26 protein-coding genes and 4 tRNA genes are annotated in these 26,116 nt (G+C 70.2%); 18 read left to right on the top strand and 12 right to left on the bottom strand.

All coding sequences use genetic code 11. The features are described from left to right. Positions 1–191: 191 nt before the first annotated feature. A complete protein-coding gene (dxs, locus tag CSIV_RS10910) occupies positions 192–2,141 on the top strand; it encodes a 1-deoxy-D-xylulose-5-phosphate synthase (protein ID WP_077051453.1) in 1,950 nt (649 codons plus the stop codon). A 62-nt stretch (positions 2,142–2,203) separates the two neighbouring features. Here dxs and CSIV_RS10905 read toward each other — a convergent pair whose 3' ends face one another. From CSIV_RS10905 to CSIV_RS10890, 4 genes are all read right to left on the bottom strand, one after another. Further along, positions 2,204–4,342, bottom strand: a complete 2,139-nt coding sequence (locus CSIV_RS10905; protein ID WP_077051452.1) for a 3-hydroxyacyl-CoA dehydrogenase NAD-binding domain-containing protein — start codon at positions 4,340–4,342, stop codon at positions 2,204–2,206. After that, positions 4,339–5,547 (bottom strand): thiolase family protein, encoded by a 1,209-nt coding sequence (locus CSIV_RS10900; protein ID WP_077051451.1) that lies wholly within the window; start codon positions 5,545–5,547, stop codon positions 4,339–4,341. The genes CSIV_RS10905 and CSIV_RS10900 overlap by 4 nt, the downstream gene beginning before the upstream one ends. A gap of 71 nt (positions 5,548–5,618) precedes the next feature. Beyond that, positions 5,619–6,815 (bottom strand): ribonuclease D, encoded by a 1,197-nt coding sequence (locus tag CSIV_RS10895; protein ID WP_077051450.1) that lies wholly within the window; start codon positions 6,813–6,815, stop codon positions 5,619–5,621. Then, a complete protein-coding gene (locus tag CSIV_RS10890; RefSeq protein ID WP_077052623.1) occupies positions 6,808–7,398 on the bottom strand; it encodes a DUF3000 domain-containing protein in 591 nt (196 codons plus the stop codon). The genes CSIV_RS10895 and CSIV_RS10890 overlap by 8 nt, the downstream gene beginning before the upstream one ends. Before the next feature lie 25 nt (positions 7,399–7,423). Between CSIV_RS10890 and CSIV_RS10885 the strand changes: the two genes are divergently transcribed. Further along, on the top strand, positions 7,424–8,632 hold the full coding sequence (locus CSIV_RS10885) for an alpha/beta hydrolase family protein (RefSeq protein WP_077051449.1): 1,209 nt from the start codon (positions 7,424–7,426) through the stop codon (positions 8,630–8,632). A gap of 4 nt (positions 8,633–8,636) precedes the next feature. Here CSIV_RS10885 and CSIV_RS10880 read toward each other — a convergent pair whose 3' ends face one another. Next, positions 8,637–9,077, bottom strand: coding sequence for a SufE family protein (locus tag CSIV_RS10880; protein WP_077051448.1), 441 nt, complete (start codon positions 9,075–9,077; stop codon positions 8,637–8,639). Positions 9,078–9,111: 34 nt separating this feature from the next. Then, positions 9,112–10,014: a sulfurtransferase gene (locus CSIV_RS10875; protein ID WP_077051447.1), complete on the bottom strand. Its 903-nt coding sequence runs from the start codon at positions 10,012–10,014 to the stop codon at positions 9,112–9,114. Positions 10,015–10,132: 118 nt separating this feature from the next. On the opposite strand from CSIV_RS10875, the gene zapE reads away from it, so the two are divergent. The 3 genes from zapE to CSIV_RS10860 all read left to right on the top strand — a co-directional run bounded on the left by zapE (position 10,133) and on the right by CSIV_RS10860 (position 13,263). Continuing rightward, positions 10,133–11,170 carry a cell division protein ZapE gene (gene zapE, locus CSIV_RS10870; RefSeq protein WP_077051446.1) on the top strand — a complete coding sequence of 346 codons (1,038 nt, stop codon included), beginning with the start codon at positions 10,133–10,135 and terminating at the stop codon, positions 11,168–11,170. Between the two features lie 168 nt (positions 11,171–11,338). Further along, positions 11,339–12,610, top strand: a complete 1,272-nt coding sequence (locus CSIV_RS10865) for an ammonium transporter (RefSeq protein ID WP_077051445.1) — start codon at positions 11,339–11,341, stop codon at positions 12,608–12,610. A 95-nt stretch (positions 12,611–12,705) separates the two neighbouring features. Then, positions 12,706–13,263 carry a type II toxin-antitoxin system PemK/MazF family toxin gene (locus tag CSIV_RS10860; RefSeq protein ID WP_077051444.1) on the top strand — a complete coding sequence of 186 codons (558 nt, stop codon included), beginning with the start codon at positions 12,706–12,708 and terminating at the stop codon, positions 13,261–13,263. Positions 13,264–13,403: 140 nt separating this feature from the next. On the opposite strand, the gene CSIV_RS10855 is transcribed toward CSIV_RS10860, so the two are convergent. Together CSIV_RS10855 and CSIV_RS10850 are read right to left on the bottom strand one after the other, a co-directional pair. Continuing rightward, positions 13,404–13,760, bottom strand: coding sequence for a hypothetical protein (locus CSIV_RS10855; RefSeq protein WP_077051443.1), 357 nt, complete (start codon positions 13,758–13,760; stop codon positions 13,404–13,406). 84 nt (positions 13,761–13,844) lie between these two features. Continuing rightward, positions 13,845–13,917: transfer RNA gene (locus CSIV_RS10850), tRNA-Val, on the bottom strand. A gap of 152 nt (positions 13,918–14,069) precedes the next feature. Between CSIV_RS10850 and CSIV_RS10845 the strand changes: the two genes are divergently transcribed. The 3 genes from CSIV_RS10845 (at position 14,070) to CSIV_RS10835 (ending at position 14,378) form a co-directional block, all read left to right on the top strand. Then, positions 14,070–14,142 (top strand) — tRNA-Gly (locus tag CSIV_RS10845). Positions 14,143–14,206: 64 nt separating this feature from the next. Then, a tRNA-Cys gene (locus CSIV_RS10840) sits at positions 14,207–14,277 on the top strand. Positions 14,278–14,303: 26 nt separating this feature from the next. Next, positions 14,304–14,378, top strand: a tRNA-Val gene (locus CSIV_RS10835). 115 nt (positions 14,379–14,493) lie between these two features. Here CSIV_RS10835 and CSIV_RS10830 read toward each other — a convergent pair. Then, on the bottom strand, positions 14,494–14,853 hold the full coding sequence (locus CSIV_RS10830) for a hypothetical protein (protein ID WP_077051442.1): 360 nt from the start codon (positions 14,851–14,853) through the stop codon (positions 14,494–14,496). Positions 14,854–15,016: 163 nt separating this feature from the next. Here CSIV_RS10830 and CSIV_RS10825 point away from each other — a divergent pair, with 163 nt between their 5' ends. The 3 genes from CSIV_RS10825 (at position 15,017) to CSIV_RS10815 (ending at position 16,416) form a co-directional block, all read left to right on the top strand. Then, positions 15,017–15,430, top strand: a complete 414-nt coding sequence (locus CSIV_RS10825; RefSeq protein WP_077051441.1) for a PPOX class F420-dependent oxidoreductase — start codon at positions 15,017–15,019, stop codon at positions 15,428–15,430. A 171-nt stretch (positions 15,431–15,601) separates the two neighbouring features. Further along, positions 15,602–15,985: a DUF7882 family protein gene (locus CSIV_RS10820; protein WP_077051440.1), complete on the top strand. Its 384-nt coding sequence runs from the start codon at positions 15,602–15,604 to the stop codon at positions 15,983–15,985. Between the two features lie 38 nt (positions 15,986–16,023). Then, positions 16,024–16,416, top strand: a complete 393-nt coding sequence (locus CSIV_RS10815; RefSeq protein WP_077051439.1) for a TIGR03618 family F420-dependent PPOX class oxidoreductase — start codon at positions 16,024–16,026, stop codon at positions 16,414–16,416. A 3-nt stretch (positions 16,417–16,419) separates the two neighbouring features. Here CSIV_RS10815 and CSIV_RS10810 read toward each other — a convergent pair whose 3' ends face one another. Next, positions 16,420–17,568, bottom strand: a complete 1,149-nt coding sequence (locus CSIV_RS10810) for an SLC13 family permease (protein ID WP_139340686.1) — start codon at positions 17,566–17,568, stop codon at positions 16,420–16,422. Positions 17,569–17,649: 81 nt separating this feature from the next. Between CSIV_RS10810 and thrS the strand changes: the two genes are divergently transcribed. The 3 genes from thrS to CSIV_RS10795 are packed head-to-tail and all read left to right on the top strand — an operon-like array spanning position 17,650 to position 20,878. Further along, positions 17,650–19,659 (top strand): threonine--tRNA ligase, encoded by a 2,010-nt coding sequence (thrS, locus tag CSIV_RS10805; RefSeq protein WP_077051438.1) that lies wholly within the window; start codon positions 17,650–17,652, stop codon positions 19,657–19,659. After that, positions 19,656–20,222, top strand: coding sequence for an HIT family protein (locus CSIV_RS10800; protein ID WP_077051437.1), 567 nt, complete (start codon positions 19,656–19,658; stop codon positions 20,220–20,222). The genes thrS and CSIV_RS10800 overlap by 4 nt, the downstream gene beginning before the upstream one ends. Positions 20,223–20,269: 47 nt before the next feature. Further along, entirely contained in the window at positions 20,270–20,878 is a 609-nt protein-coding gene (locus CSIV_RS10795; protein ID WP_077051436.1) for a hypothetical protein, read from the top strand. A gap of 28 nt (positions 20,879–20,906) precedes the next feature. Here CSIV_RS10795 and pdxY read toward each other — a convergent pair whose 3' ends face one another. Next, positions 20,907–21,758: a pyridoxal kinase PdxY gene (gene pdxY, locus CSIV_RS10790; RefSeq protein ID WP_077051435.1), complete on the bottom strand. Its 852-nt coding sequence runs from the start codon at positions 21,756–21,758 to the stop codon at positions 20,907–20,909. Beyond that, entirely contained in the window at positions 21,755–23,095 is a 1,341-nt protein-coding gene (locus tag CSIV_RS10785) for an aminotransferase class I/II-fold pyridoxal phosphate-dependent enzyme (RefSeq protein WP_077051434.1), read from the bottom strand. The genes pdxY and CSIV_RS10785 overlap by 4 nt, the downstream gene beginning before the upstream one ends. 99 nt (positions 23,096–23,194) lie before the next feature. Between CSIV_RS10785 and pdxS the strand changes: the two genes are divergently transcribed. Genes pdxS through ruvC form a run of 4 tightly spaced genes read left to right on the top strand, consistent with a single transcriptional unit; the run spans position 23,195 to position 26,112 of the window. Next, complete coding sequence (pdxS, locus tag CSIV_RS10780) at positions 23,195–24,079, top strand: pyridoxal 5'-phosphate synthase lyase subunit PdxS (protein ID WP_077051433.1); 885 nt, start codon at positions 23,195–23,197, stop codon at positions 24,077–24,079. Then, the gene (gene pdxT / locus CSIV_RS10775; RefSeq protein ID WP_077051432.1) at positions 24,069–24,689 is read left to right on the top strand and encodes a pyridoxal 5'-phosphate synthase glutaminase subunit PdxT; all 621 of its coding nucleotides are present in this window, start codon (positions 24,069–24,071) and stop codon (positions 24,687–24,689) included. Before pdxS ends, pdxT begins: the two co-directional genes overlap by 11 nt. 10 nt (positions 24,690–24,699) lie before the next feature. Continuing rightward, entirely contained in the window at positions 24,700–25,458 is a 759-nt protein-coding gene (locus tag CSIV_RS10770) for a YebC/PmpR family DNA-binding transcriptional regulator (protein ID WP_077051431.1), read from the top strand. Positions 25,459–25,506: 48 nt separating this feature from the next. Further along, positions 25,507–26,112, top strand: a complete 606-nt coding sequence (gene ruvC / locus CSIV_RS10765) for a crossover junction endodeoxyribonuclease RuvC (RefSeq protein WP_077052621.1) — start codon at positions 25,507–25,509, stop codon at positions 26,110–26,112. Positions 26,113–26,116 lie beyond the last annotated feature (4 nt).

Here is a 26,116-nt window from a genome sequence, read left to right as displayed (position 1 = left end):
GGGCGCTGTCGTGTTCCCGCCGCGTGAGTCGCCACGATGTGTCGCCACCGCCGTCGGCAAGGCGACAGATCCTGGCGACTCACGCTCAGGTCGGGGCGGCCCGCGCAAGCCGTTGCCGAGCCTCTCGCACCCCCCGAGAATAGAATCGACAGACGCGCAGGTTCCTGTGCGCACCGCACGAGAGGAGTCACATGGCTCTCCTACCCGGCATCCACGGTCCCCGCGACCTCGACGGTCTGACCCCCGATCAGCTGCGGCAGCTCGCCGCCGAGATCCGCTCGTTCCTCGTCGAGAACGTCGCCCGCACCGGCGGTCACCTCGGCCCCAATCTGGGTGTCGTCGAGCTGACGATCGCCCTCCACCGCGTCTTCGACTCCCCGGCCGACCCGATCATCTTCGACACCGGGCACCAGTCGTACGTGCACAAGATCCTCACCGGCCGCCAGGACTTCGCCCAGCTGCGTTCGCGCGGCGGCCTGGCCGGCTACCCGCAGCGTTCCGAGAGCGAGCACGACATCGTCGAGTCCTCGCACGCGTCGAGCTCGCTGAGCTGGGCGGACGGCGTGTCGCGCGCGTTCTCCCGCACGGGGCGCAAGGACCGCCACGTCATCGCCGTCGTGGGCGACGGCGCGCTCACGGGCGGCATGACGTGGGAGGCGCTGAACAACATCAGCGACGACAACGACCGCAACCTCGTCATCGTCGTCAACGACAACGGCCGCTCGTACGCGCCGACGATCGGCGGCATGGCCCGCTACCTCAACCGGGTGCGCACGAACGAGGCGTACCGCACGCTGCACCGCGGGTCCGACACGCTGTTCCGCCGTCTCGGACCCGCGGCGCGCGCGGTCTACCGCGGCGTGCGCGGCGGCACGCACGGCTTCCTCTCGCGCTTCACGAACAACGAGGCGCTGTACAGCAACCTCGACATCAAGTACCTCGGCCCCATCGACGGGCACGACTTCGAGTCGCTCATCGAGACGCTCGAGCTGGCGAAGTCGTACGGCGCCCCGGTCATCGTGCACGCGATCACCGACAAGGGCAGCGGCTACGCGCCCGCGCTCAGTGACGAGGCGGATCAGTTCCACGCGGTCGGCAAGATCGACCCGATCACCGGCGAGGCCCTCGGCTCGGGCGGGGGCCCGCAGTGGACCGACGTGTTCGCCGAGGAGCTCACCGCCGTCGGCACCGAGCGCGACGACGTGATCGCGATGACGGCGGCGATGCTGCGCCCCACGGGTCTGCAGTCCTTCGCGCAGCGCTTCCCCGAGCGCGTGTACGACGTCGGCATCGCCGAGCAGCACGCCGTCGCCTCCGCCGCCGGCCTCGCCTTCGGGGGCCTCCACCCCGTCGTGGCGATCTACGCGACCTTCATGAACCGTGCGTTCGACCAGGTGATGATGGATGTCGCCCTGCACAAGGCCGGCGTCACCTTCGTCCTCGACCGTGCCGGCGTCACCGGCCCCGACGGCCCGAGCCACCACGGCATCTGGGACCTCGCCATGCTGCAGCTCGTCCCCGGCATCCGGATCGCCGCTCCGCGCGACGCGACCCGCCTGCGCGAGGAGTTCCGCGAGGCGGTCGCCGTCGGCGATGCGCCGACCGTCGTGCGCTACCCGAAGGGTGGTGTGCCCGCCGACCTCGACGCGATCGAGCGCCTGCCCGACGGCGTCGACGTCCTCGCGCGAGGCACGTCCGACGACGTGCTGCTCGTCGGCATCGGCCCGATGGTCCACCTCGCGATGGAGGTCGCCGAGCGGCTGCGGGCGCAGGGCATCGGCGCCACCGTCGTCGACCCGCGCTGGGCGATCCCCGTGCAGCCCTCGATCGTCGACCTGGCGCGCGAGCACCGGCTCGTGATCACGATCGAGGACGGCATCCGGGTCGGCGGCGTCGGAACCCGCGTGCGCCAGGTGCTGCGCGAGGCCGGTGTCGACACGGCGGTCGACGAGCTCGGCATCCCGGACGAATTCATCGACCACGCCACGCGCGAGCAGATCCTCGAGGATGCCGGGCTCACCGCATCCAAGATCGCCCACGACGTGGTCGCCCAGGTGCTCGGCACGCGGATCCCCATGGCGCGGCAGACGCCCACCGGCGCGATCCCGACGCTGGAGGAGTGGGAGAAGTCCCGCCCGTAGGTCCCGCACGAACGACGGCGGCGCCGCCCCTCGGGGGCGGCGCCGCTGTCGTGTTCGGGCTTTCAGCCGCCGATACCGCGGATCGGCGGGTGGTGGAACGTGTCGCCGAACGCGCGCTCCGACGCCCCCTCGCGGTCGAGGTAGGGCGAGGCTCCGCCGTCGATGAACGGCCAGCCCGCGCCGAGGATGAGGCACAGGTCGATGTCCTGCACCTCGGGGACCACACCCTCGTCGAGCATGATCTTGATCTCCTGCGCGAGGCCGTCCTGAACCCGGGCGAGGATGGTCTCGGGCGCCACCGGGGTCTTTCCGGTGACGAGCACCTTCTGCGCCGCCTTCGTCCAGCCGGTCACGCGTCCGCCCTTGTCCTTCTCGACGACCTCGGGGAGAGCCGCGAGTTCGTGGAAGTTCTCGGAGGCGAAGAAGCGCTCGGGGAACGCGTGCGCCATCGTGTCCTGCACGTGCGCGGCGACCTTCCAACCGACGAGGTCGATGAGCTGGAACGGACCCATCGGCAGCCCGAGGGGCGCGAACGCCTTCTCGACGACCGTGATCGGCGTGCCCTCGTACACGGCACGCGCGGCCTCGCCCATGACCTTGGCCAGCAGACGGTTCACGACGAACCCGGGCGCGTCGGCGGTCAGGACGGCGTTCTTGCCGAGCCCCTTGGCCACGACGAACGCCGTCGACAGCGCGGCGTCGGAGGTGGCATCCGTCTTCACGACCTCGATGAGCGGCATGACCGCGACCGGGTTGAAGAAGTGGAAGCCGACGAGCCGCTCGGGGTGCTCCAGCGCCGAACCGATCTCGGCGACCGACAGCGACGAGGTGTTGGTGGCGAGGATCGTGTCGTCCGCGACGATCTTCTCGATCGCGGAGAACACCTCCTGCTTGACCCCGACCTCTTCGAACACCGCCTCGATGACGAAGTCGCAGTCGGCGAACTCCGAGCGGTCGGTCGTGCCGTGCACGAGCGCGCGCAGCTGATTGGCGGTGTCGGCGTCGAGCCGGCCCTTCGCCTCGAGCTTGCCGATCTCCTCCCGGATGGATGCCACGCCCTTGTCGACGCGTCCCTGATCGAGGTCGGTGATGACGACGGGCACCCGCAGCTTCCGCACGAACAGGAGGGCGAACTGCGACGCCATGAGGCCCGCACCGATCACGCCGACCTTCGTCACCTTCTTCGCGAGCGCCTTGTCGGGAGCCCCGACCGGCCGCTTCGCGCGCTTCTGCACGAGGTCGAAGGCGTACATGGATGCCGCGAACTGGTCGCCCGTGATGAGGTCGGCGAGAGCCTCGTCCTCGCGCGCGAAGCCCTCGGCCTTCGTGCCGCTCCGGGCCTTGTCGAGCAGGTCGAGAGCGACGTAGGGGGAGCGCGGAACCGTCCCGATCTTGGACTCGAGCATGCCGCGGGCGACCTTGATCGCGATCGGCCACTTGGTCAGGCGCTCGATCTTGCCGGGCTCGTTCTTGCGCTCGACCCTGATGCGACCGGTGAGGACGCCGTCGGCCCAGCGCAGCGAGTCCTCGAGGTAGGAGGCCGCCGGGAAGATGGCATCCATGATCCCGAGGTCGAACGCCTGCTGGGGCTTGAGCACCCGGTTCTGCTTGAGCGGGTTGGACACCACGACCTCGAGCGCGTTCTCGATGCCGATGAGGTTCGGCAGCAGGTAGGCGCCACCCCAGCCGGGGATGATGCCGAGGAACACCTCGGGCAGGGCGATCGCCGCAGCCGACGCGTCGACCGTGCGGTACGTGGAGTTCAGCGCGATCTCGAGGCCGCCACCGAGGGCGAGGCCGTTCACGAACGCGAACGACGGCACGCCGAGCTCGGACAGCGATCCGAGCACCTGGTGCCCCCGCTGGGCGATGAGCCGCGCGACGTCCTTCGACGGCAGCTTGGCCACGTCGGAGAGGTCGGCACCGGCGGCGAGGATGTACTGCTTCCCGGTGATCGCGACCGCGTGGATCTCGCCGGCCGCGGCGCGCTCCTTCAGCGTCTCCAGCGTGCGCCCGAGTTCCGCCAGCGTCGCCGGACCCAGCGTGTTGGGCCGGGTGTGGTCGCGTCCGTTGTCGAGCGTCACGAGCGCGACGACGTTGCCCGAGGGCAGGCGCACGTCGCGGACGGGGGAGTGGGTCACGACCTCGTCGCCCGTGAGGGCGTCGAGGGGCGAGAAGTCGATCGAGTCGTAGTCGGTCACTTGCGCTTCTTCTTTCCGTCGAAGAACGGGTTCTCCCAGATCACCGAGCCGCCCTGGCCGAGGCCGACGCACATGGCCGTGAGGCCGTACCGCACGTCGGGGCGCTCGGCGAAGTGCGCGGCGAGCTGGATCATGAGACGCACTCCGGATGCCGCGAGCGGGTGGCCGAGCGCGATCGCGCCGCCCCACGGGTTCACCCGGGGGTCGTCGTCGGCGATGCCGAAGTGGTCGAGGAGCGAGATGACCTGGATCGCGAACGCCTCGTTGAGCTCGAACAGGCCGATGTCGTCGATCGTGAGTCCGGCCTTCTTCAGCGCCTTCTCGGTCGAGGGGATCGGACCGATGCCCATGATCTCGGGCTGCACACCGGCGAACGCGAACGAGACCATCCGCATCTTCGGCGTGAGACCGAGCTCCTTCACGGCGTCCGAGCCCGCGAGCAGGCTGATCGTCGCACCGTCGGTGAGGGGCGACGAGGTCCCGGCGGTCACGCGACCGTGCGGGCGGAACGGCGTCTTGAGGGATGCCAGACCCTCGAGGGTGGTCTCGGGGCGACGCCCCTCGTCCTCCGTGGCGAGGCCCCACGCGCCGTCGGCGTCCTTCACCGCGACCGAGACGAGGTCGGGCTGGAACTTCCCGGCCTCGTACGCGGCCTGCGCCTTGTGCTGGCTGGCCATGCCGAACCGGTCCGCGCGCTCCTTCGTCAGGTGCGGGAACCGGTCGTGGATGCGCTCGGCCGTGACGCCCATGTTGAGGGCGCCCGGGTCGACGAGCTTCTCGGCGACGAAGCGCGGGTTGGGGTCGGCGTTGGCGCCGATGGGGTGCCGGCCCATGTGCTCGACGCCGCCCGCGAGGGCGAGGTCGTACATGCCGACACCGATCGACGCGCCCATCGTGGTGACGCTCGTCATGGCGCCGGCGCACATGCGCTCGATCGCCAGACCCGGCACGGTCATCGGCAGACCCGCGAGGATCGCCGCCGTCCGCCCGAGCGTGAGGCCCTGGTCACCGGTCTGCGACGTCGCGGCGATCGCCACGTCGTCGATCCGGTCCTTCGGCACGTCGCCGTTGCGTTCCATCAACCCGATGATCGCCTTGACGACGAGGTCGTCCGCGCGGGTGTTCCAGTACATGCCCTTCTCGCCGGCGCGCCCGAAGGGGGTACGCATACCGTCGACGAAGAAGACGTCCGACATCTCGGCCACTCTGCCTCCATTGTTTGGGATGCAGCCAGCCTAGGAAACGCGTCGCGACGCGAAGAATCGGTTGTCCGAACCTACGAAGTCGGTTCCGAGACGTCCGGATCGGCGTTGAGGGAAGCTACAAAGCTATCCGCGATCACCTGTGCAGTCTGCTCAATCTGCCACGGGCGGGCGCCGAGCTCGGCGAGTGAGGCCGAGACGGACTCGATGGTCACCTCGGCCGGGGGAGTCCACGCTACGCGGCGCAGCGTCTCGGGGGTGAGGAGGTTCTCGGTCGGCATCCGGAGTTCCTCCGCGCGCGCCTCGACGGCGGGCCGGGCCGCCTTGAGGCGACGGTCCGCCTCGGGGTTGCGGTCGACCCAGGCGCGCGGCGGGGGGAGGGTGTCGCTGGGCACGCGGTCCGGCGGCAGGTCGGTGGCCTCGCGCCCGGCCACGATCGCGTTCCACCAGCGGTCGAGCTGGGTCCGGCTCGCGCGGCCGTTGAACTCTTTGACGCCCGCGAGCGCCTGCTTGGTCTGCGGGTCGGCGAGGACGGCGGCGACGAGCGCGCGGTCGGGCACGAGACGACCGGGGGCGACGTCCTGCTCGCGGGCATAGTCCTCACGCGCCTGCCACAGCGAACGGGCCACGGCGAGGGAGCGGCGGCCACGCACGGTGTGCAGACCGCTGAGGCGGCGCCACGGGTCGTCGCGCGGCGGCTTCGGCAGCCGCTCGAGCACCGCCTGGAACTCCTGCCGCGCGAACTCCGTCTTCTCCTGCTCGTCGAGCTCGGCGGCGAGCTTGTCGCGCACGTCGACGAGGTGCTCGACGTCGAGCGCGGCGTATTCGAGCCAGGAGGCCGGGAGCGGCCGGGTCGACCAGTCGGCCGCGGAGTGCGCCTTCGCGAGTGTGATGCCCAGAGTCTCCTCGACGACGGCGCCGAGGCCGACGCGCTCGTGACCGAGCAGACGAGCACCGAGCTCGGTGTCGAAGATCACCGGGGGTTCGAGACCTCGCTCGCGCAGCGACGGCAGATCCTGGCTCGCGGCGTGGAAGACCCACTCGACGTCGCCGATGGCGTCCTGGAGCGGCGCGAAGTCCTCGATCGTGGACGGATCGAACAGGAATACCCCCGCCTCGCGACGGAAGACCTGGATGAGGTACGCCCGCTGGGAGTACCGGAACCCCGACGCGCGCTCGACGTCGACGGCCACGGGGCCGACTCCGGATGCCAGCGACTGCGACGCCGCGGACAGACCCGGGGCATCCTCGATGACGGTGTACTCAACCACGCGGGGGCCTCCGGGCTCCGAGGACCGCAACGCCCTCGGACCCCGGGGGGAGTCCGGCGAGCATGCAGACCAATTCGGCCCACGCCTCCAGGTGCGGGCGAAACGGACCGCGCGGCGACCACGACGCGCGGAGTTCGATCTGTGACCCCTCGCCCTGCGCCGCGAGAGCCCCGAAACCGGTGGACAGCGTCTTGGTCGCCGTCCCCGACTCCGAGTGGCGTTCGGCACCGCGCGAATCGAGCGCGTCGATCAGCCACGACCAGGCGACGTCCGCCAGGAGGGGATCGATCCCGATCTCCGGCTCGAGCGGGGCCTGGGCGAAGCACACCACGCGCCACGCACCGCCCCACGCCTCGGGTTCCTCCGGGTCGTGCAGCAGGATGAAGCGCCCCGTACCGAACGGCGAATCCGTCGTGTGCGCGTCGGGCCGCACGTCGCCGGCCAGTGCCAGCGACTGCGGCGCGAGGCCCGACGGGGACGGGATCTCGCGCACGACGAAATCGTCGCGGAACGCGGTCTCGCGCAACTCGTCGGCCGCCCGGGCGAAGGGGGTCGCCGCCTCGGGTGAGCGGGGGTCAGTCACGGCCACAGACTAGAGTGAGGCCTCGATGAACGCTCCCAGGCGCGCCGCGAGGCGCCGTGCCCCGCACCCCGCGGCCGCACCGTTGCGGGTCGCCATCGCCGCTCTCACGACCGCGCTCGGGCTCAGCGCCGCCGCCCTCGGCGCCTTATCGCTGCGGATGGCTCGCACCGTGGTCACCCCCGCGGGCCGCGTCCCCGACGTCCAGCTCCTCGCGCTCGATCCGGCGGCGCAGACCATCACCCTCCAGCGCACGGACGACACCGCCCTCCCGGGGCGCTACGGCCTCTTCACGACGGGGTCGCTCGACTATCTGCGGCTGGGCTCGGTCGTCAGGGCCGACCACGCGAGCGTCACCCGCAAGCTCCTGACCCACGTGCCGGTCGATGCCCATCTCGCTCCGGCGGCCGCGTTCAGCGGTTGGTACTACGACAAGCCCGACGACCTGCAGATCCCGTACCGCAACGCGCTCATCGGCACGCCGGTCGGCCCGTGCGCGGCGTGGGAGTTCCCCGCCGCCGTCGACACCGACGTGTGGGTGATCCAGGTGCACGGGCGCGGGACGACCCGATCCGAAGCACTGCGCGCCGTCCCCGTCTTCCACGACCTCGGCATCACGAGCCTCCTCGTTTCGTACCGCAACGACGGAGAAGCACCCCGCAGCCGCACCGGCACCTACGCCCTCGGGGCGACCGAGTGGCGCGACGTCGACGCCGCGATCGGATACGCCCGCCGTCAGGGCGCCCGCCGCATCCTGCTGATGGGCTGGTCGATGGGTGGCGCGATCGCGCTTCAGACCGAGTTCGCGTCTCCGCACCGCGACGTGATCGAGGGCCTCATCCTCGAGTCGCCCGTCGCCGACTGGCGCACGGTGCTGCGATACCACAGCCGCCTGCTGCGCCTCCCCGGCGTCGTGCTGGCGTTCGCGCAGCGCATCCTCGACTCCGAGTGGGGCGCCGTCCTCACCGGCAGCGGGTCCGCCATCCCGCTCGACAGCCTCGACGCCGTCGCCCGCGCGGGGGAGCTTCGGCATCCCGTGCTCCTCCTCCACAGCGACGATGACGGATTCGTCCCCAGCGACGCGTCGCACGCCCTCGCCGAGGCGCGGCCCGATCTCGTGACGATGGAGACGTTCACCGTCGCGCGCCACACGAAGCTCTGGAACTACGACGAGGCGCGGTGGACCCGGGCCATCCAGGACTGGGTGCGCGCGCAGGGGCTCGCCGCCGGGGAGTGAGTGGTCAGAGACCGCTCTTGGCCCGTACCTGACGCTTCGCGCGCATGAGCATTCCGGTCATACCGGCGATGCGGAGCGGACTCACCGCCCGCGTGAGGCCGATGCTCTGCGGGAAGTCGTCGGGGACCGCGAGGACCTCCTCGGCCGACAGGCCGGTGAGTCCCTGCGCCAGGATGCTCGCGAAGCCGCGGGTCGTGGGCGCCTCGGCCGGTGCGGTCGCGTGCATCGCCACGTGGCCGGCGTCGTCGACGTCGACCACGATGTACACCGGCGACTGGCACTCGGCGACCCGCTCGCACATCTCGGGGTGATCCGCGTACTCGGCCGGGACGTCGGGCAGCTCGTGCGAGAACTCCAACAGGAGCTGCAGTCGGTCGGGCTCGTCGAGCTCGAGGAACTCGTCGCGGATCTCGGCGAGGCGGGCGGGGAGCGTGTTCTCGGACATCACCGCCAGTCTCCCACGCCCGCCGCGCCCGGGCTCAGCGCGCGGGGACCTCGCCCGGCTCGGCGCCCGAGACGATGGGCACGCGCACCGCGCTGCCCCACTCGGTCCACGAGCCGTCGTAGTTGCGCACGTCCTCGAAGCCGAGCAGGTGCTTCAGCACGAACCACGTGTGGCTGGAACGCTCGCCGATGCGGCAGTACGCCACGATCTTGTCGCCGTCCGCGAGGCCCGCGCCATCGCGGTAGATGGCATCCAGTTCTTCGCGCGACTTGAAACCGCCGTCCTCGGCGACGGCCTTGGCCCACGGAACGCTCTGCGCGCTGGGGATGTGGCCGGCGCGGAGCGCGCCCTCTTCGGGGTAGGCAGGGGCCGAGGTGCGCTCACCGGAGTACTCCTCGGGGGAGCGGACGTCGATGAGGGGGTTGCCGAGGTGGGCGAGCACGTCGTCCTTGTAGGCGCGGATCAGCGTGTCGTCGCGCTCGACGATCGGGTACTCGACCGGTTCGCGGGTGGTCGGCTCGGTGGTGATCGGGCGCCCCTCGGCGATCCACTTGTCGCGGCCGCCGTCGAGGAGGCGCACGTCCGCGTGTCCGAACAGCGAGAACACCCACAGGGCGTAGGCGGCCCACCAGTTGTTCTTGTCGCCGTAGATGACGACCGTGTCGTCGCGGGCGATGCCCTTGCGGCTCAGGAGTTCGGCGAACCCCTCGCCATCGACGTAGTCGCGGACCACGGGGTCGTTGAGTTCGGTGTGCCAGTCGACCTTCACCGCGCCGGGGATGTGACCCGTCTCGTAGAGCAGGACGTCCTCGTCGGATTCGACGACGACGAGGCCCGGCTGGCCCAGGCGTTCCTGCAGCCAGTCGCCGGTCACGAGACGGCCGGGCTCGGCGTACGCGGCGAACTTCGGGGAGGTGGTGTCGAACTCGACGGTCACGATGTCTCCTCTGTCGGGGTGGGGGAGCGGGCGGCGTAGGGTGGACTCCGCACCTTCGACCCTAGGACCGCCGTGTCGAAGCAGGCACCCTCCCGTAAGACTGCGACACAGGACGGCCATGACCTCAACGCCCGCGACGACCGGTGTCGTGCACCTCATCGATCGCGAGCCGGCCATCTCGGGCGCCGAGATGGTGAGCGCGCTCGTGCCGCCGCCGCAGTTCGACGGCGCGACCTTCGAGTCCTATCGGGCGGATGCCGCCTACCCCTCGCAGCAGGATGCGAAGGAGCTGCTGCAGACCTTCGCGACCGGCCAGGGTGCGCCGGCGAAGAAGTCCGGCTTCTTCCGCCGCGCCGAGAAGACCCCGCCGGTGAAGCCCGGCGTGTACCTGGACGGCGGATTCGGTGTCGGCAAGACCCACCTGCTCGCGTCGATCTACCACGCGATGCCCGCCCGTCGGAAGTACTTCGGCTCGTTCATCGAGTACACCGCGCTGGTCGGCGTCCTCGGTTACGCCAAGGCGGTCGAGCTCTTCCGCGGCTCCGATTTGCTCTGCATCGACGAGTTTGAACTCGACGACCCGGGCGACACGATGGTGATGACCCGGCTGCTCGGCGAGCTCGTGGCATCCGGGACCCGTCTCGCCGCCACGTCGAACACACCCCCCAACGCACTCGGCGAAGGACGTTTCGCCGCGCAGGACTTCCTGCGCGAGATCCAGTCCATGTCCGACAGCTTCCGCACGATCCGCATCGACGGCACCGACTTCCGTCAGCGCGCCATCGACGGCGAGGCCCGCGTGCTGACGGACGTCGACTACGCTGACGCGATCCAGGATGCCGCCTCCCGCGGCGTCGCGACCGACGACGACTTCACGGCGGTCGTCGCGCACCTCGCCCGCGTGCACCCGTCGCGCTTCATCCGCCTGATCGACGGCGTCGACGCGATCGGGCTGCGCGACGTCAAGGTGCTGCACGACCAGTCCGCGGCGCTGCGACTGGTCGCGTTCGTCGACCGGGCCTACGACGCGCAGATCCCGATCCGCGCCACCGGGGTTCCGCTGAACACCGTGTTCGCCGACGAGATGCTCGCGGGCGGCTACCGCAAGAAGTACCTGCGTGCCGTGTCACGTCTCGTGGCCCTGACGCATTCCTGACGGGCCGTTTCATCGCCGCTTCGCGGCACCGCGAAACGTGATGTTTACACGACCGCCGCGGCTGTAACGCGTTCGAAACACGATTCCCACGCCGATGGAAACCGGGGCTGTGAACACTGAGGGGACCCGACGCTACACCTGCGTCCCTGCAGAGAGGTTCCCTCCGAGATGGATCAAGGCAACACCGCATTCATCCTGCTAGCAGCGGCACTCGTGCTGCTCATGACGCCCGGCCTGGCGTTCTTCTACGGCGGCCTCGTGAAGGCCAAGAGCGTCATCAGCATGATGATGATGAGCTTCGGCGCGATGGGACTCATCGGAGTCCTGTGGGCGCTGTACGGCTACGCGATCGCATTCCCCGCCACTGACGCGGGCGTCACGCAGGCCCCGTGGGCGATCGACTTCAACGAGCTCGGCCTGACCGGTGTCCTCGAGACGCCCGAGGGTGCGGCCTACCCGCCCCTGGCCTTCGTCGCCTTCCAGGCCACGTTCGCCATCATCACCGTCGCGCTCGTCTCGGGCGCCATCGCCGACCGCGCCAAGTTCGGCTCGTGGATGGTCTTCGCATTCCTGTGGTCGACCATCGTCTACTTCCCCGTCGCCAGCTGGGTCTTCAACTTCGGCCTCGCCGACGACGGCTCGTTCTCCTACGGCGGCTGGATCACCAAGGGCATGCAGGACGTCTTCGGTGTCGGCGCGATCGACTTCGCCGGTGGTACCGCGGTCCACATCAACGCCGGTGCCGCGGCCCTCGCCCTCGCGCTCGTCCTCGGCAAGCGCGTCGGCTTCCAGAAGGGCGCTCACGCCCCGCACAACCCGCCCTTCGTGCTCCTCGGCGCCGGCCTGCTGTGGTTCGGCTGGTTCGGCTTCAACGCCGGTTCGGAGCTCGCCGCGGACGGCACCGCCGCCCTCGCCTTCGTCAACACGATCATCGCCCCGGCGGCGGCCCTGCTCAGCTGGCTGCTCGTCGAGAAGATCAAGGACGGCAAGCCCACCTCCGTCGGTGCCGCCTCCGGCGCCGTCGCGGGTCTGGTCGCCATCACCCCCGCGTGCGCCTCTCTCGACCCGATCTGGGCGATCCTGCTCGGCCTCCTCGCCGGTGCGATCTGCGCCCTGGCGATCGAGCTGAAGTTCAAACTCGGCTTCGACGACTCGCTCGATGTGGTCGGCGTGCACCTGGTCGGTGGTCTGCTCGGAACCCTCTACCTGGGCATCTTCGCCCGGGGCACGGGCCTCGTCGAGAGCGGCTCCTTCAACCAGCTGCTCGTGCAGGCCATCGCGGCCTTCGCGGTCCTGATCTACTCGTTCGTGCTCGCCTACATCATCGGCTTCGCGATCGAGAAGACGATCGGCTTCCGCGTGAAGAACGAGGACGAGATCGCCGGCATCGACACCATCGTGCACGGCGAAGAGGGCTACGTCCTCACCGACGCCCGCTGATACGCACTCCCCGGAACGGGGCGTCACGGATCCGTCCGTGGCGCCCCGTTCTTCGTGCGTCGGGGAGTCGGCGGAGCACTGTCTAGGGTGTGGATATGGGAACCGCCGCACGCCTCGTCTCCGCCTTCCTGCGGGCCTTCCGGCCGTCCACGTCGCCGCAGCCCTCCGCGCCGCTACGGCCCGGCCAGGGGTCCGGCGCTGCCGCAACGAGCCCGTCCGCGCCCCCACGGCCCGGCCAGGGCTCCGGTGAGACCGCGACGGTGGAGGTCGCCCCTCCGCGACGAATGACGCTCTCCTACGCCCCGCAACGCGACGGCGCGCCCGACGGCGGCGAGATCGTGTGGACCTGGGTGCCGTACGAAGAACGCGACGGACGCGGCAAGGACCGGCCAGTGCTCGTCATCGGGCGAGCGGATGCCACCCGCTCCTACGCCGTGCGCCTCACCAGCAAGCCGCACGCGGGCGACACCGATTATCTGGCGCTCGGCACTGGGGAGTGGGACCCGCAGCGCCGCCCGTCGTGGGTCGACATCGAGCAGCTCTACCTCGTGCACGACGCCGGCATGCGCCGGGAGGCCGCAGCCCTGGACCGACGCCGCTTCGAGGCCGTGGCATCCGCTCTCCAGGCCCGCTACGGGTGGCGCCTGGGCTGAGCCGGGCGCGCACGGCGTGGTGCCGGGCGCGCACGGCGTGGTGCGGGTCGCATTCCGCGAGACTGCATCCGCCTGACATCTCCACTGCACGCTGCAGCGGAGTTGTCAGCGAGATGCAGTCTCGACGATCCGTCGCGGTGTCAGACGCCTGCGGGAAGCAGTCGCTGGAGCAGCATGTCCGCCGCGAAGGAGAGGTTCGAGACCTGCCATGCGACGATCGCCGCCGCGATCAGACCGAACCAGACGGTGTCACGGAGCGGACTGCGACGGGCGATCCGGTGGATGACGAGACCCACCGCGGCCGTCATGGCGACCACTGCTCCCGCCACCTGCGCGAACGCCATGCGCACGTAATCGTGTGCGTCCGGCGGGGTCCAGCTGTTGGAGGCGACGGTGATCACCATCGGCACGAGGAGGACGCCGACGACGAGGACGACCGCCGAGGAGTACCCGCGCAGTCGAGTGCCGGGCGGGGGACGGGTGGCGGTCTGCTCCATGGGCAGAGCCTAGGGGAAGGGATGCCGTCAGCCCAGGCGCCGCCGGGAGACGACGAAGCCCCCGGCGAACCGGGGGCTGTGCGGTGGGCGATGCCGGACTCGAACCGACGACCTCTTCCGTGTGAAGGAAGCGCGCTACCAACTGCGCCAATCGCCCAATGTCCCGAACGGGACTCGACTACCTTACCCGATTCGGGGAGCCTCTCCCGACCGTGGCGGCGGACACGCGCGGGCCGCGTCCGGTTTTGCGCACGCCTCGCAATCGGGTAATGTCTTACGAGTGCTCGGGGCAAGCCCCGGGAACGAAATGCGGATGTAGCGCAGTTGGTAGCGCACAACCTTGCCAAGGTTGGGGTCGCGAGTTCGAGTCTCGTCATCCGCTCGAGTGTGAAGATCGCCGTCAGGTTTCCGACGGGAGATCACGACACGTGGGTCGAACCACACACGGTGGCGTGGCCGAGCGGCTAGGCACCGGCCTGCAAAGCCGTTTACACGGGTTCGAATCCCGTCGCCACCTCGCCTACAACTGAACAGCCTTCATAGGCGCGATTGGCGCAGCGGTAGCGCGCTTCCCTGACACGGAAGAGGTCACTGGTTCGATCCCAGTATCGCGCACCACCTGAAACCCCCGGCTTGCCGGGGGTTTTCGCTTTTCCGCCCGCGCACCGGCGGGTCGAAGCGCCGTCGATGAGCAGAGGAGCGCCTGCCACCCGCCGGCGACCCGGACGCCCCGCTACTGCTCCTCGTCGCCCGCGCGCTGCCGCACGCGGCGTGTCGACGGGCGCACCGGATCGGCCTCGTCGGCTGCCGGTTCGGCATCCGGGGTGTCGTCGAGCCGTTCGCGCAGCGCGGCCGCCTGCTCCGCGGGCGACACGGGGATGCGGGTCAGGTCGGACACACCGCCGTCCACGCGCCGCAGGTACCAGCTGAGGGGAAGCTCGCGCGAGCTGAACCAGCCGCGACGCGAGCGGACGATGGTGAACCCCTGATCCCGCAACGACACCGCGTGCTCCGCGGTCAGCGAGGTCGGGGGGATGCGCACCCAACCTCGGCGGAAATCGTAGGCGTGGGTCGCGATGTGGTGGCGAGACATGCGGACCTCCTTACCTCGAAGAATCCCACGCCCGGCGAAGAGGGCTCATGCACGATGTGTTCCATTCGTGTGAACAATGCTCAACGTTTCATATGAGCGCAGTGGTGATTCACGATGCGCAAGCCCGGGGGCCGAGCAATTCGCTCGCACTAGCGTGAAACGCATGACCGTCCCCGACACCCTCTGGCGTGAGATCGCGTCGTCGCCGTTCGTCTCCCTCGCGACTTTCAAGCGCGACGGCACCGCAGTTGCGACGCCCGTGTGGATCGCGCGGGACGGCGACGAGCTGGTCGTCACGACCGAACGCAAGACCGGGAAGGTCAAGCGCCTTCGCAACGACGACCGCGTCACGCTGCGTCCCTGTTCCCGCATGGGAGCCGTGGAACCGGATGCCGTCGTCGTCGAGGCCCGCGGACGCATCGCCGGTCCGAGCGTCGACGAGCGCCGCGCCGACGCGGCGCTGCGACGCAAGTATGGGTGGCAGTTCCGCGCCATCATCGGCTTGGAAGCGTTCGTGCGCCGACTGCAGCGCCGCCCCGGCGACCGCGTCATCCTCCGCATCTCGCGGGGAGAGTGATTCCTGCGCGAAACGGACATAGCTCCAAACCCGCTCGGCCGCAACCGGGTTTGCGTTTCGGGGGGATTCGCGAGATGTTGCCCCCGAGAGCGTTGGCATCCCCTTTCATCCGCGTTCGTCATTTCTCGCCAGGAATGCGCGGTCCGCGGGATGCCTCCCCGGAGGGCTGCCATGGGCAAATTCATCTACGACGGCAACATCAAAGTCGATTTCGAGGATCGTCTCCTCGCCCATCTGCAGGCGGTGATCATGGCGAAGGTGCGGCGCGGCGAGAGCTTCCCCTTCACCTGGAAGGACGACATCAGCATCGGCGGCGGCCGGACCACCGTGTACATCCACCCCAACGTGTCGATGGTGTTCAAGTACCACGGCAGTCGGAACCCGCAGCTGAGCAGCACGTGGCTCCACGCCCTGACGTACAACGCCAACTCGGGACGCGGCCTGTACGTCATCCCCGAGCCCGACGATGTCGCCGTCCGCGAGCAGCCGCATCGCGAGGAGATGGTCTTCCGCGAGGTCCCCAACGACCAGGCTCCGATGGCCTCGCGCTCCTGACCCGGAATGCGCCCGACGATCGGGGGGTTATCGCCGACATGAGCGACTGGACGACCGCGAAGCCGTACTTCGAGACCCGCGCCGTCGCGCACCTCGCCACGTTGATGCGCGACGGCTCCCCGCACACGGTGCCCGTGTGGGTGGGCGCGGAGGGCGACCGCCTCGCGATCTTCACTGAATCCGGCGGGCTCAAGGATCGCAATCTCTCCCGCGATCCGCGGGTCGCGGTCTCGGTCACCGCCGTCGACGATCCCTACGCGATGGCGTTCGTCCGTGGCGAGGCCGTCGCGCGCATCGCGGGCGCCGAAGCCCTGCCGTACATCGATCGCATCGCCACCCTCTACACGGGCCGGCCGTACGAGCTCCGGGAGGGGTTCGCGGTCTGGCTCATCGAACCTCAGAAGGCCTGGAGCCGCGCCCACGAGGGCTGACGCTCACAGCGCCAGAGGCAGGACGGCGAGCACGAGGATCAGCGGCGCGATGACGGCACCGAGGAGGATGAACCGGCTCCATCGGACCTCGACTCCCGCCGCCACCAACCGGTCGTGCCACAGCAGCGTCGCGAGCGAGGCCCACGGCGTGACGATCGGTCCCGCATTCACCCCGATGAGGAGTGCCGCCAGACGCACGGGGGAGCCGGCGACCGACTCCATCGCGAGGTAGGCCGGGAGGTTGTTGATCCCGTTCGCCGCGAGCGCTCCGACACCCGCCAACTGCCACAGCGACACGAGGTCGTCGCCCGAGCCGGCGAGCACCGACGTGACGCGACCGATGCCCACGGCTTCGAGCGCGCCGACGGCGAGGAACAGCCCGCCCGCGAACACGAGCAGCGACCAGGGTACGAGCCGGATGCCGAGAGCCCGGGGCGCGCGCAGGGCGAAGGTCACGATGAGCACGACCGCGGCCGCGAGGGCCGGCATCCACGGGTCCAGCCCGATCACGAGCAGGGGCAGCAGGGCCACGGTGACGACGGCGGACACGCGCAGCAGGACGGGGTCCGCGACGGCGGGGGAGGCGGCATCCGGGTACGTCTTCGGCAGCTTTCGCAGGAACACCACCGTCAGGACCACCACCGACACCGCGACGGCGATGAGCGCGGACGGGCCGAGCAGAGCGAGGAAGGCCACGGGGTCGTGGCCGCCCAGCGCGTCGGATGCCAGCAGGTTCGTGAGATTGGACACGGGCAGGAAGAGGGACGCGGTGTTCGCGAGCACCACCGTGACGAACGCGAAAGGCAGCGGGTCGAGCTTCCGGGCCACCGCCATGGCCACCACGACCGGGGTGAGCAGCACCGCGGTCGTGTCCAGAGAGAGGAAGGCCGTCGCGACGGTGGCCAGTGCGACGACGAGCACCCACAACCACGCCGTGCGCCCGCGCGCGATCCGCGCGAGGCGGGCGGCGACGACGTCGAACAACCCCGCCTTGGATGCCAGCTCCGCCACCACCGTGACAGCGACCACGAACAGCAGGATGGGCCAGACGCGGTCGGCGACGGCGAGGGCCTGGTCGGCGGGGAAGATGCCGACGAGGAGCGCGATGATGCCGAGGATCCACAGCACGCCGCCGATGATGGCCAGAGTCACCGCTCCACTATGCGGCACTCCGCGTGCCGTCGAGGCCACGCCCGGCGGGTAGCCTGGAATCGACCCATCCAGGAGACCGCCTTGACTGATGCCGCCCTGCCGTCGGAGCAGACCTATCCCGCCGACGGCTTCGCCCTCTTCCCCGACCGTTCGGTCGTCGCCCTGCGCGTGAACGGTGAGCTGAAAGACCTCGCGACGACCGTCCACGCGCACGACCGGATCGAGCCGGTGACGATCGACAGCCCCGAGGGGCTGTCGATCCTGCGGCACTCGACGGCGCACGTGCTCGCCCAGGCCGTGCAGCGCGTGAAGCCCCAGGCGAACCTCGGCATCGGACCGCCCGTCACCGACGGCTTCTACTACGACTTCCAGGTCGACGAGCCCTTCACTCCGGAAGACCTCAAGGTCATCAAGAAGGAGATGGAGCGGATCGTCCGCGAGAACCAGCGTTTCGTGCGCCGCGTCGTCACCGACGACGAGGCCCGGGCAGAACTCACCGACGAGCCGTTCAAGCTCGAGCTGATCGGCCTCAAGGGCGGATCCGCCGAGGCCGCCGAGGGCGCGAACGTCGAGGTCGGCGCCGGCGAGCTGACGATCTACGACAACGTCAACCGCGACGGCGAGACCGTCTGGAAAGACCTGTGCCGCGGACCGCACGTCCCGGGCACGCGCCTGATCGGCAACGGCTGGGACCTCACCCGCATCGCCGGCGCCTACTGGCGCGGCAGCGAGAAGAACCCGCAGCTGCAGCGCATCTACGGCACCGCCTGGGCGACCAAGGACGACCTGCGCGCCTACCAGCACCGTCTGGAAGAGGCCGCCAAGCGCGACCACCGCAAGCTCGGCAAGGAGCTCGACCTCTTCTCGTTCCCCGACGAGATCGGCCCGGGCCTGAGCGTGTTCCACCCCAAGGGCGGAATCATCCGGTACGAGATCGAGCGCTACATGCGCGAGCGTCTGCTCGCCAGCGGCTACCAGGTGGTGAACACGCCCCACATCACCAAGGGCGACCTGTTCATCACCAGCGGTCACCTGCAGTGGTACGCCGACGGCATGTACCCCCCGATGACGCTCGACGAGGTCGTGGATGCCGACGGGCACGTGTCGCGCGAGGGCCAGGAGTACTACCTGAAGCCCATGAACTGCCCGTTCCACAACCTGATCTTCCGCTCGCGCGGTCGCAGTTACCGCGAGCTGCCCCTGCGGCTGAGCGAGTTCGGGTCGGTCTACCGCTACGAGAAGAGCGGCACGCTCGCGGGCCTGACCCGCGTGCGCGGCATGACCCAGGACGACACGCACATCTACGTCACCGCCGACCAGGTGAAGGGCGAGCTGACCCACAGCCTCGACTTCGTGCTGCAGACGCTGCGCGACTACGGCCTGCACGACTTCTACCTCGAGCTGTCGACGAAGGAGGAGGGCAACCCCAAGTTCATCGGCGACGACACGCTGTGGACCGAGGCGACCGAGACCCTCCGAGAGGTCGCCGAGGCCTCCGGCCTCGAGCTCGTCCCCGACCCGGGCGGAGCCGCGTTCTACGGCCCGAAGATCTCGGTGCAGGCCCGCGACGCGATCGGCCGCACCTGGCAGATGTCGACGATCCAGCTCGATTTCAACCAGCCCGAGCGCTTCGAGTTGGAGTACACCGGGCCCGACGGCGAGAAGCACCGTCCCGTGATGATCCACCGTGCGCTCTTCGGCTCGGTGGAGCGCTTCTTCGCCATCCTGCTCGAGCACTACGCCGGCGCGTTCCCGGTGTGGCTCTCGCCCGTGCAGGTCGTGGCGGTGCCGGTGGCCGCGGAGTACGGCGAGTACCTCGACGGCATCGTCGCCGAGCTCCGCACGAAGGGCGTGCGCGCCGAGGTCGACCACAGCGACGACCGCATGCAGAAGAAGATCCGCACGCACACCACGCAGAAGGTGCCGCTCCAGCTCATCGCCGGCGAGGCCGACCGCGCCGGTGGCACCGTGTCGTTCCGCTTCCGCGACGGCACGCAGCTCAACGGCATCCCGGTCGACGAGGCCATCGCGCGCATCACCGGCGCGATCGCGACCCGCGCACTCGTCGACACCGCCGAGGAGCTGGCGTGACGAACGAACCGGATGCCTCCGACGGCGGCGATGCGCAGATCATCGCCGCCGCGGAGCTCCCGGGGGTGCCCGACGAGTTCCAGCGTCTGTGGACACCGCACCGCATGGCCTACATCCAGGCCGGTCGTGAGCCGATGGAGCAGAACTGCCCGTTCTGCGCGGCTCCGGGGAAGTCGGACGAGGACGGCCTGATCGTCGCCCGGGGAAAAAGCGCGTACGTGCTGCTCAACCTCTTCCCGTACAACTCCGGACACCTGCTCGTGTGCCCGTACCGCCACATCGCCACCTACGACCAGGCGACCGACGAAGAGGTCGCCGAGATCGGCGCGCTGACGCAGCGCGGCATGCGCGTGCTCCGCGCCGTGTCGCGCTGCGACGGATTCAACCTCGGCATGAACCAGGGGGCGATCGCCGGCGCCGGCGTCGACGCGCACCTGCACCAGCACATCGTTCCCCGGTGGGCATCGGATGCCAACTTCTTCCCGATCATCGCCAAGACCAAAGCCCTGCCCCAGTTGCTCGGCGACGTGCGCCGCACCGTCGCCGACGCGTGGAACGCCTGACCCACCGATCGACGGGGGAGTGCGCGCCCGGCCGCTACGGTAGGGGAATGAAGGCTCCCCTGCGTCCCCTCGTCCTGACCCTCATCGTCGCTGCGGCGCTCGGGACGACGACGGGATGCTTCCGGCTTCCGAGTCCCCTCGGGCCGGACGGGATGCAGGCGCCCGTGACCGCGCCCGAAGATCCCTTCCTCGCGACTCCTTCCCCGACGGACGACTCCAGCCCCGACGCGGGCGCGGCGGCGGAGGATCCGATCGCCGAGCGCGATCGCTTCCTTCAGGAGCAGCAGCTGCCCCTCGACGGCACGCCGCTGGCGGTCACCCCGGCGCAGAAGCAGTTCATCGAAGACCAGAAGTCCTACGTCGAGGAGCAGGGGTTCGAGTGGACCGCCGATGACGAGAGCCTCTCGCTCGCCCTCGTCTCCGACGCGTGCGAGACCGCGATCCTGAACTCGCACGTCGTGAATGCGGATACGCTCCGCACGCACGTGGCGACGTCGCCGCTCTTCGCCCAGCTCGTCGACCAGAGCCTCGAGGGGGACGAGCGCACGGCGGCGGAGGCGCCCATCGCCAACCTCATGGTCTACGGCACGACGTACATGTGCCCGCGCGACACCGCCGGCTGGCTCGACGCGTACACCGAGGTCTACGGCGGCTGACGCCGGGACCCGGCGGGCGGGGGATGCCTCAGCGCACCCGCCGCACGGGGAACTGCAGGCGCGGGTGCGCGTACGCCTCCTGCGACTCGACGAGCAGCAGCTCGCGCGAGCCGGCCTCGTACGTGTTCGAGAGCAGATCGAACACGCTGGATGCCGTGCGCGCGAGCGCGTCGGCGGCGTCGCCGCTCCGGCGGTAGTGGGACGTGAAGAGCGCTGCCGTGACGTCGCCCGAGCCGTTGGCCTTCATCGGGATGAGCGGCGTCTGCACGATCCAGGCACCGCCGTCGTCGACGACCATCATCTCGATCGTGTCGGGCTCGCGGTCGGGTCGCTCGACGCTCGTGACGAGGACCGTGCGGGGTCCGCGGGCGCGCGCGAGGTCGGCGGAGTCGAGCGTCGACTCGATGCTCCCGGGCTCGGTGCCGGTGAGGAAGCCGAGTTCGAACTGGTTGGGCGTGATGATGTCCGCCACCGGGATCACCCGCTCGCGCAGGAGCTCGGGGATGGCCGGTGCGACGAAGCAGCCCGATTTGGCGTTGCCCATGACCGGGTCGCACGCGTAGACGGCGTCCGGATTCGCCTTCTTCACCCGCGCGACGGCGTCGATGATGACGTCGGCGATGCCCTCGCCGCCCTGGTAGCCCGACAGGACCACGTCGATCTCGCCGAGGACCCCGCGCTCCTCGATCCCGGTGATGACGTCCGCGACGTCGGAGGGGGAGATCAGGGGCCCTCGCCACGCGCCGTAGCCGGTGTGGTTGGAAAAGGTGACCGTGTAGACGGGCAGCACCTCCACGCCGATGCGCTGGAGCGGGAAGACGGCGGCCGAGTTTCCGACGTGGCCGTACGCGACGGCCGACTGGATCGAGAGGACCTTCATCCTTCGATCCTCCCACCTCGCGGCGTCGGCCGGAGCGCGGCGACGGCCGTGGCGAGGTCGTCGGCGAGGGCCGTCGCCTCCTGGTCGTCGAGCTGGTGGACGGTGAGGCGGAGGTAGTCGCCGGCGGTGTCGGGGGAGAGGAAGAAGTGGTCGCCGTCGCGGACCAGCCAGCCGCGGCGCATGAGGTCTTCGCGAACACGGGCGGCGGGGACCGGGAGCGGCATCCACAGGTTGAGGCCGTCGCCGACGGAGACGGGCAGTCCGCGGGTCTCGAGGGCTGCCGCGAACGCGTCGTTGCGGGCGGCGTAGTGCGCCGCGGCCCGGTCGATCCCCTGGCGCACCTCGGGGTCGGTGACGAGGGCGAGCGTGAGCCGCTGGAGGATGTGGCTCACCCAGGTCGTGCCCGGGGTGAGACGCAGCGCGAGTCGGTCGGCGGTCTCGTCGTCGGATGCCACGACCGCGAGGCACATGTCCGGTCCGAGGAACTTCGACACCGAGCGGATGCGGGCCCACCGCTGCTGGGCGTCCCCGATGACCGAGCGGAGGGGAGCGCGCGAGAGCAGCGAGAAGTGGTCGTCCTCGATGACCAGCACGTAGGGGTGGTCCGCGAGCACCGCCCGAAGCTGCGCCGCGCGTTCTTCGGTGAGGCTCGCGCCGGTGGGGTTGTGCGCGCGCGGCGTGCAGATCACCGCCCGGACGCCGTCGGCCAGCGCGGCCCGCAACCCCTCGACGGTCATGCCCTCGGCATCCACCGCCACCGGCACCGCGCGATAGCCGCCCTGACGGACCGTGTGCAGCGCCGAGAGGAAGCAGGGGTCTTCGAGGGCGACGGCGTCGTCGCGCTGCAGTGCCTGGGCCAGCAGTCGCTCGATCGCGTCGCTCGCGCCGCTGGTCACGGTGATGCGGGGAGCACCGTCGGGCAGTCCCTCGGCCATCCATTCGCGTGCCCACGCCTCCAGCCCCGGGTCGACGACCGGCTCGCCGTACAGCACGGGACGACCCGACCGCGCGAGGGCGGCGGCGGGGTCGGGGATGAGCGACGGGTCGGGGTTGCCCGTGCCGACGTCGCGCAGCACGGTCCCGGCCGCATACCCCTCCTGCGCCACGGGAGCGAGGCCGGCGACCCGCGTGCCGCCCCGCCCGCGCGCGACGACGAGTCCGGCCTGGGCGAGCAGGCGGTAGGCGGCGACGACGGTGTTGCGGTTCACGCCGAGCTCGGCGGCGAGGGCGCGCACGGGGGCGAGTGCATCGCCCGGCTGCAGCTGTCCGCGCTCGATGCGCTCCCGCAGGTCCGCGGCGATCTCGGATGCCGAGCGCCCGGTGATGTCGACGGTCATGCGCCCCCTCCCCTCTCGCTCCCTCCAGCCTACGTCCTGCGTCATGCTACGGTTTGGCCTAAGCCAAAAAAGCGCCCCGAAGCGCGAAGGGAATCGACAATGACCGACACCGGAACCTCCCGCGTCAAGCGCGGACTCGCCGAGATGCTCAAGGGCGGCGTCATCATGGACGTCGTCACCGCGGAGCAGGCCCGCATCGCCGAGGATGCCGGCGCCGTCGCCGTCATGGCCCTCGAGCGCGTTCCCGCGGACATCCGCGCGCAGGGCGGCGTGGCCCGCATGAGCGACCCCGACCTCATCGACGACATCATCGCGACGGTCTCGATCCCCGTGATGGCCAAGGCGCGCATCGGGCACTTCGTCGAGGCGCAGATCCTGCAGGAGCTCGGTGTCGACTACATCGACGAGTCCGAGGTGCTCTCGCCCGCCGACTACGTCAACCACATCGACAAGTGGAACTTCACCGTTCCGTTCGTGTGCGGCGCGACCAACCTGGGCGAGGCTCTCCGCCGCATCACCGAGGGCGCGGCGATGATCCGCTCGAAGGGCGAGGCCGGGACCGGCGACGTCTCCGAGGCGACCAAGCACATCCGGACCATCACGGGCGAGATCAACGCGCTGCGCGCGAAGACCAAGGACGAGCTGTACGTCGCGGCCAAGGAGCTGCAGGCCCCGTACGAACTCGTCGCCGAGATCGCCGAGACCGGGAAGCTCCCGGTGGTCCTCTTCACCGCCGGCGGCGTGGCCACCCCGGCCGACGCCGCGATGATGATGCAACTCGGCGCCGACGGCGTGTTCGTCGGGTCGGGCATCTTCAAGTCCGGGAACCCCGCGCAGCGTGCCGCCGCGATCGTGAAGGCCACCACCTTCCACGACGACCCGAAGGTCGTGGCCGAGGCTTCGCGCGGTCTCGGCGAGGCGATGGTGGGCATCAACGTCGCCGACCTCCCCGCGCCGCACCGCCTGGCCGAGCGTGGCTGGTAACAGCCCCCGCGTCGGCGTCCTCGCCCTCCAGGGCGATGTCCGCGAGCACCTGCGCGTGCTCGCGGACCTGGGCGCCGACGCCCGGCCCGTCCGGCGGACGTCGGAGCTGGTCGAGGTGGAGGGGCTCGTGCTCCCGGGCGGGGAGTCGAGCGTCATCGACAAGCTCGCGCGGGCGTTCGACCTGTTCGATCCGATCCGCGCCGCGATCGCCGACGGCCTCCCGGTGCTCGGCACGTGCGCGGGGCTGATCCTCCTCGCCGACCACATCGACGGCGCGATCGAGGGCCAGCGCACGTTCGGCGGGCTCGACGTCCGGGTGCAGCGCAACGCGTTCGGCTCGCAGACGCAGTCGTTCGAGACCGACCTGGCCGTCCCCGTCCTGGGCGAGCCGCCGGTGCACGCCGTGTTCATCCGCGCGCCCGTGGTGACCGAGACGGGCCCGGATGCCACCCCCCTGGCGACCCTGCCCGACGGTCGCGTCGTCGCCGTGGAGCAGGACAACCTCCTGGGGCTCGCGTTTCACCCCGAATCCACCGGCGAGACGCGCTTCCACGCACGCTTCCTCGACCGTGTCCGCAACCGCGCCGGGGTGTCGGCGCCCGCGCTCTAGACTGGAACCCATGTCCGGACACTCCAAATGGGCCACGACCAAGCACAAGAAGGCGGTCATCGACTCCCGCCGCGCCAAGTCGTGGGCCAAGCTGATCAAGAACATCGAGGTCGCCGCCAAGCTCGGTGGGGCGGACCTCCAGGGCAACCCGACGCTCTTCGACGCGGTGCTCAAGGCCAAGAAGACCTCGGTCCCCAAAGACAACATCGACCGTGCGATCAAGCGCGGGGCCGGTATCGGCGGCGAGGCCGTCGAGTACGCCTCGATCATGTACGAGGGCTACGGCCCCAACGGCGTCGCCTTCCTCATCGAGTGTCTGACCGACAACAAGAACCGCGCCGCGGCCGAGGTGCGTACCGCCCTCAGTCGTAACGGCGGCACCCTCGCCGACCCGGGCAGCGTCGCCTACAACTTCAGCCGGAAGGGCGTCATCGTGGTCCCGTCCGAGGGCACCACCGAGGACGACGTCATGCTCGCCGTGCTCGAGGCCGGCGCCGAAGAGGTCGAGCCGCACGGCGAGGGCTTCGGCGTCATCACCGAGGCGAGCGACCTCGTGTCGGTGCGCTCCGCGCTGCAGGAGGCCGGCATCGAGTACGACTCCGCCGACGTCGAGTTCGTCCCCTCCCTCAAGGTCGAGGTCGACGCCGACACCGCCCGCAAGGTCTTCCGTTTGATCGACGCCCTCGAAGACAGCGACGACGTGCAGAACGTCTACACGAACTTCGACATGACCCCCGAGGTGCAGGCCGAGCTCGAGAACGACGAGTAAGGGCGCGCCCTGCCCTTCTCCACGACCCCTGCGCCTAGCGTGGGGGTCGTGTCTCGTTCTCTGCGCGTCCTCGGCATCGACCCGGGCCTGACGCGCTGCGGCATCGGCGTGGTCGACGTCTCGCCCGACCGCACGGCATCCCTCGTGCATGTCGGGGTGGTCCGCTCCGCCGTCGCCGATCCCATCGAGAAGCGCCTCGCCGCGATCGCCGCGGGGATCCGCGCGGTGCTGAACGCCCACGATCCCCACGTCGTCGCCGTCGAGCGCGTGTTCGCCCAGAACAACCGCCACTCGGTGATGGGTACCGCGCAGGCCAGCGGCATCGCCCTCCTGCTCGCCGCCGAACACGGAATCCCCGCGGCCACCCACACGCCGAGCGAGGTCAAGGCCGCCGTGACCGGCTACGGCTCGGCCGACAAGCTGCAGGTGCAGACGATGGTGGCGCGGGTACTCCGCCTGGATGCCCTTCCCCAGCCCGCCGACGCGGCCGACGCCCTCGCCATCGCCCTGTGTCACGGCTGGCGCGGGGGAGCGGCTGCGCCCGCGACCGGCGGTGCCCTGACCCCCGCCCAGAGGGCGTGGCGCGATGCCGAGAAGCGACAGAGCGCCCCGGCGACGCGTGTCGCTCGAACAAAGGTCCGAACCGGCGCGTAGGCTC

This window comes from Microbacterium sp. CSI-V, from assembly GCF_001984105.1.
Taxonomy (GTDB): Bacteria; Actinomycetota; Actinomycetes; order Actinomycetales; family Microbacteriaceae; genus Microbacterium.
This window is presented reverse-complemented; position numbering and strand designations above follow the sequence as displayed.

Excerpts from the sequence above, each read along its gene's own strand:
- CSIV_RS10830 (WP_077051442.1), bottom strand. The coding sequence starts at position 14,853 with ATGTCTCGCCACCACATCGCGACCCACGCCTACGATTTCCGCCGAGGT.
- CSIV_RS10885 (WP_077051449.1), top strand. The coding sequence starts at position 7,424 with ATGAACGCTCCCAGGCGCGCCGCGAGGCGCCGTGCCCCGCACCCCGCG.
- pdxY (WP_077051435.1), bottom strand. The coding sequence starts at position 21,758 with ATGAAGGTCCTCTCGATCCAGTCGGCCGTCGCGTACGGCCACGTCGGA.
- CSIV_RS10770 (WP_077051431.1), top strand. The coding sequence starts at position 24,700 with ATGTCCGGACACTCCAAATGGGCCACGACCAAGCACAAGAAGGCGGTC.
- CSIV_RS10865 (WP_077051445.1), top strand. The coding sequence starts at position 11,339 with ATGGATCAAGGCAACACCGCATTCATCCTGCTAGCAGCGGCACTCGTG.
- CSIV_RS10880 (WP_077051448.1), bottom strand. The coding sequence starts at position 9,077 with ATGTCCGAGAACACGCTCCCCGCCCGCCTCGCCGAGATCCGCGACGAG.
- CSIV_RS10785 (WP_077051434.1), bottom strand. The coding sequence starts at position 23,095 with ATGACCGTCGACATCACCGGGCGCTCGGCATCCGAGATCGCCGCGGAC.
- CSIV_RS10860 (WP_077051444.1), top strand. The coding sequence starts at position 12,706 with ATGGGAACCGCCGCACGCCTCGTCTCCGCCTTCCTGCGGGCCTTCCGG.
- CSIV_RS10825 (WP_077051441.1), top strand. The coding sequence starts at position 15,017 with ATGACCGTCCCCGACACCCTCTGGCGTGAGATCGCGTCGTCGCCGTTC.
- CSIV_RS10795 (WP_077051436.1), top strand. The coding sequence starts at position 20,270 with ATGAAGGCTCCCCTGCGTCCCCTCGTCCTGACCCTCATCGTCGCTGCG.
- CSIV_RS10820 (WP_077051440.1), top strand. The coding sequence starts at position 15,602 with ATGGGCAAATTCATCTACGACGGCAACATCAAAGTCGATTTCGAGGAT.
- CSIV_RS10855 (WP_077051443.1), bottom strand. The coding sequence starts at position 13,760 with ATGGAGCAGACCGCCACCCGTCCCCCGCCCGGCACTCGACTGCGCGGG.
- dxs (WP_077051453.1), top strand. The coding sequence starts at position 192 with ATGGCTCTCCTACCCGGCATCCACGGTCCCCGCGACCTCGACGGTCTG.
- CSIV_RS10815 (WP_077051439.1), top strand. The coding sequence starts at position 16,024 with ATGAGCGACTGGACGACCGCGAAGCCGTACTTCGAGACCCGCGCCGTC.
- zapE (WP_077051446.1), top strand. The coding sequence starts at position 10,133 with ATGACCTCAACGCCCGCGACGACCGGTGTCGTGCACCTCATCGATCGC.
- pdxS (WP_077051433.1), top strand. The coding sequence starts at position 23,195 with ATGACCGACACCGGAACCTCCCGCGTCAAGCGCGGACTCGCCGAGATG.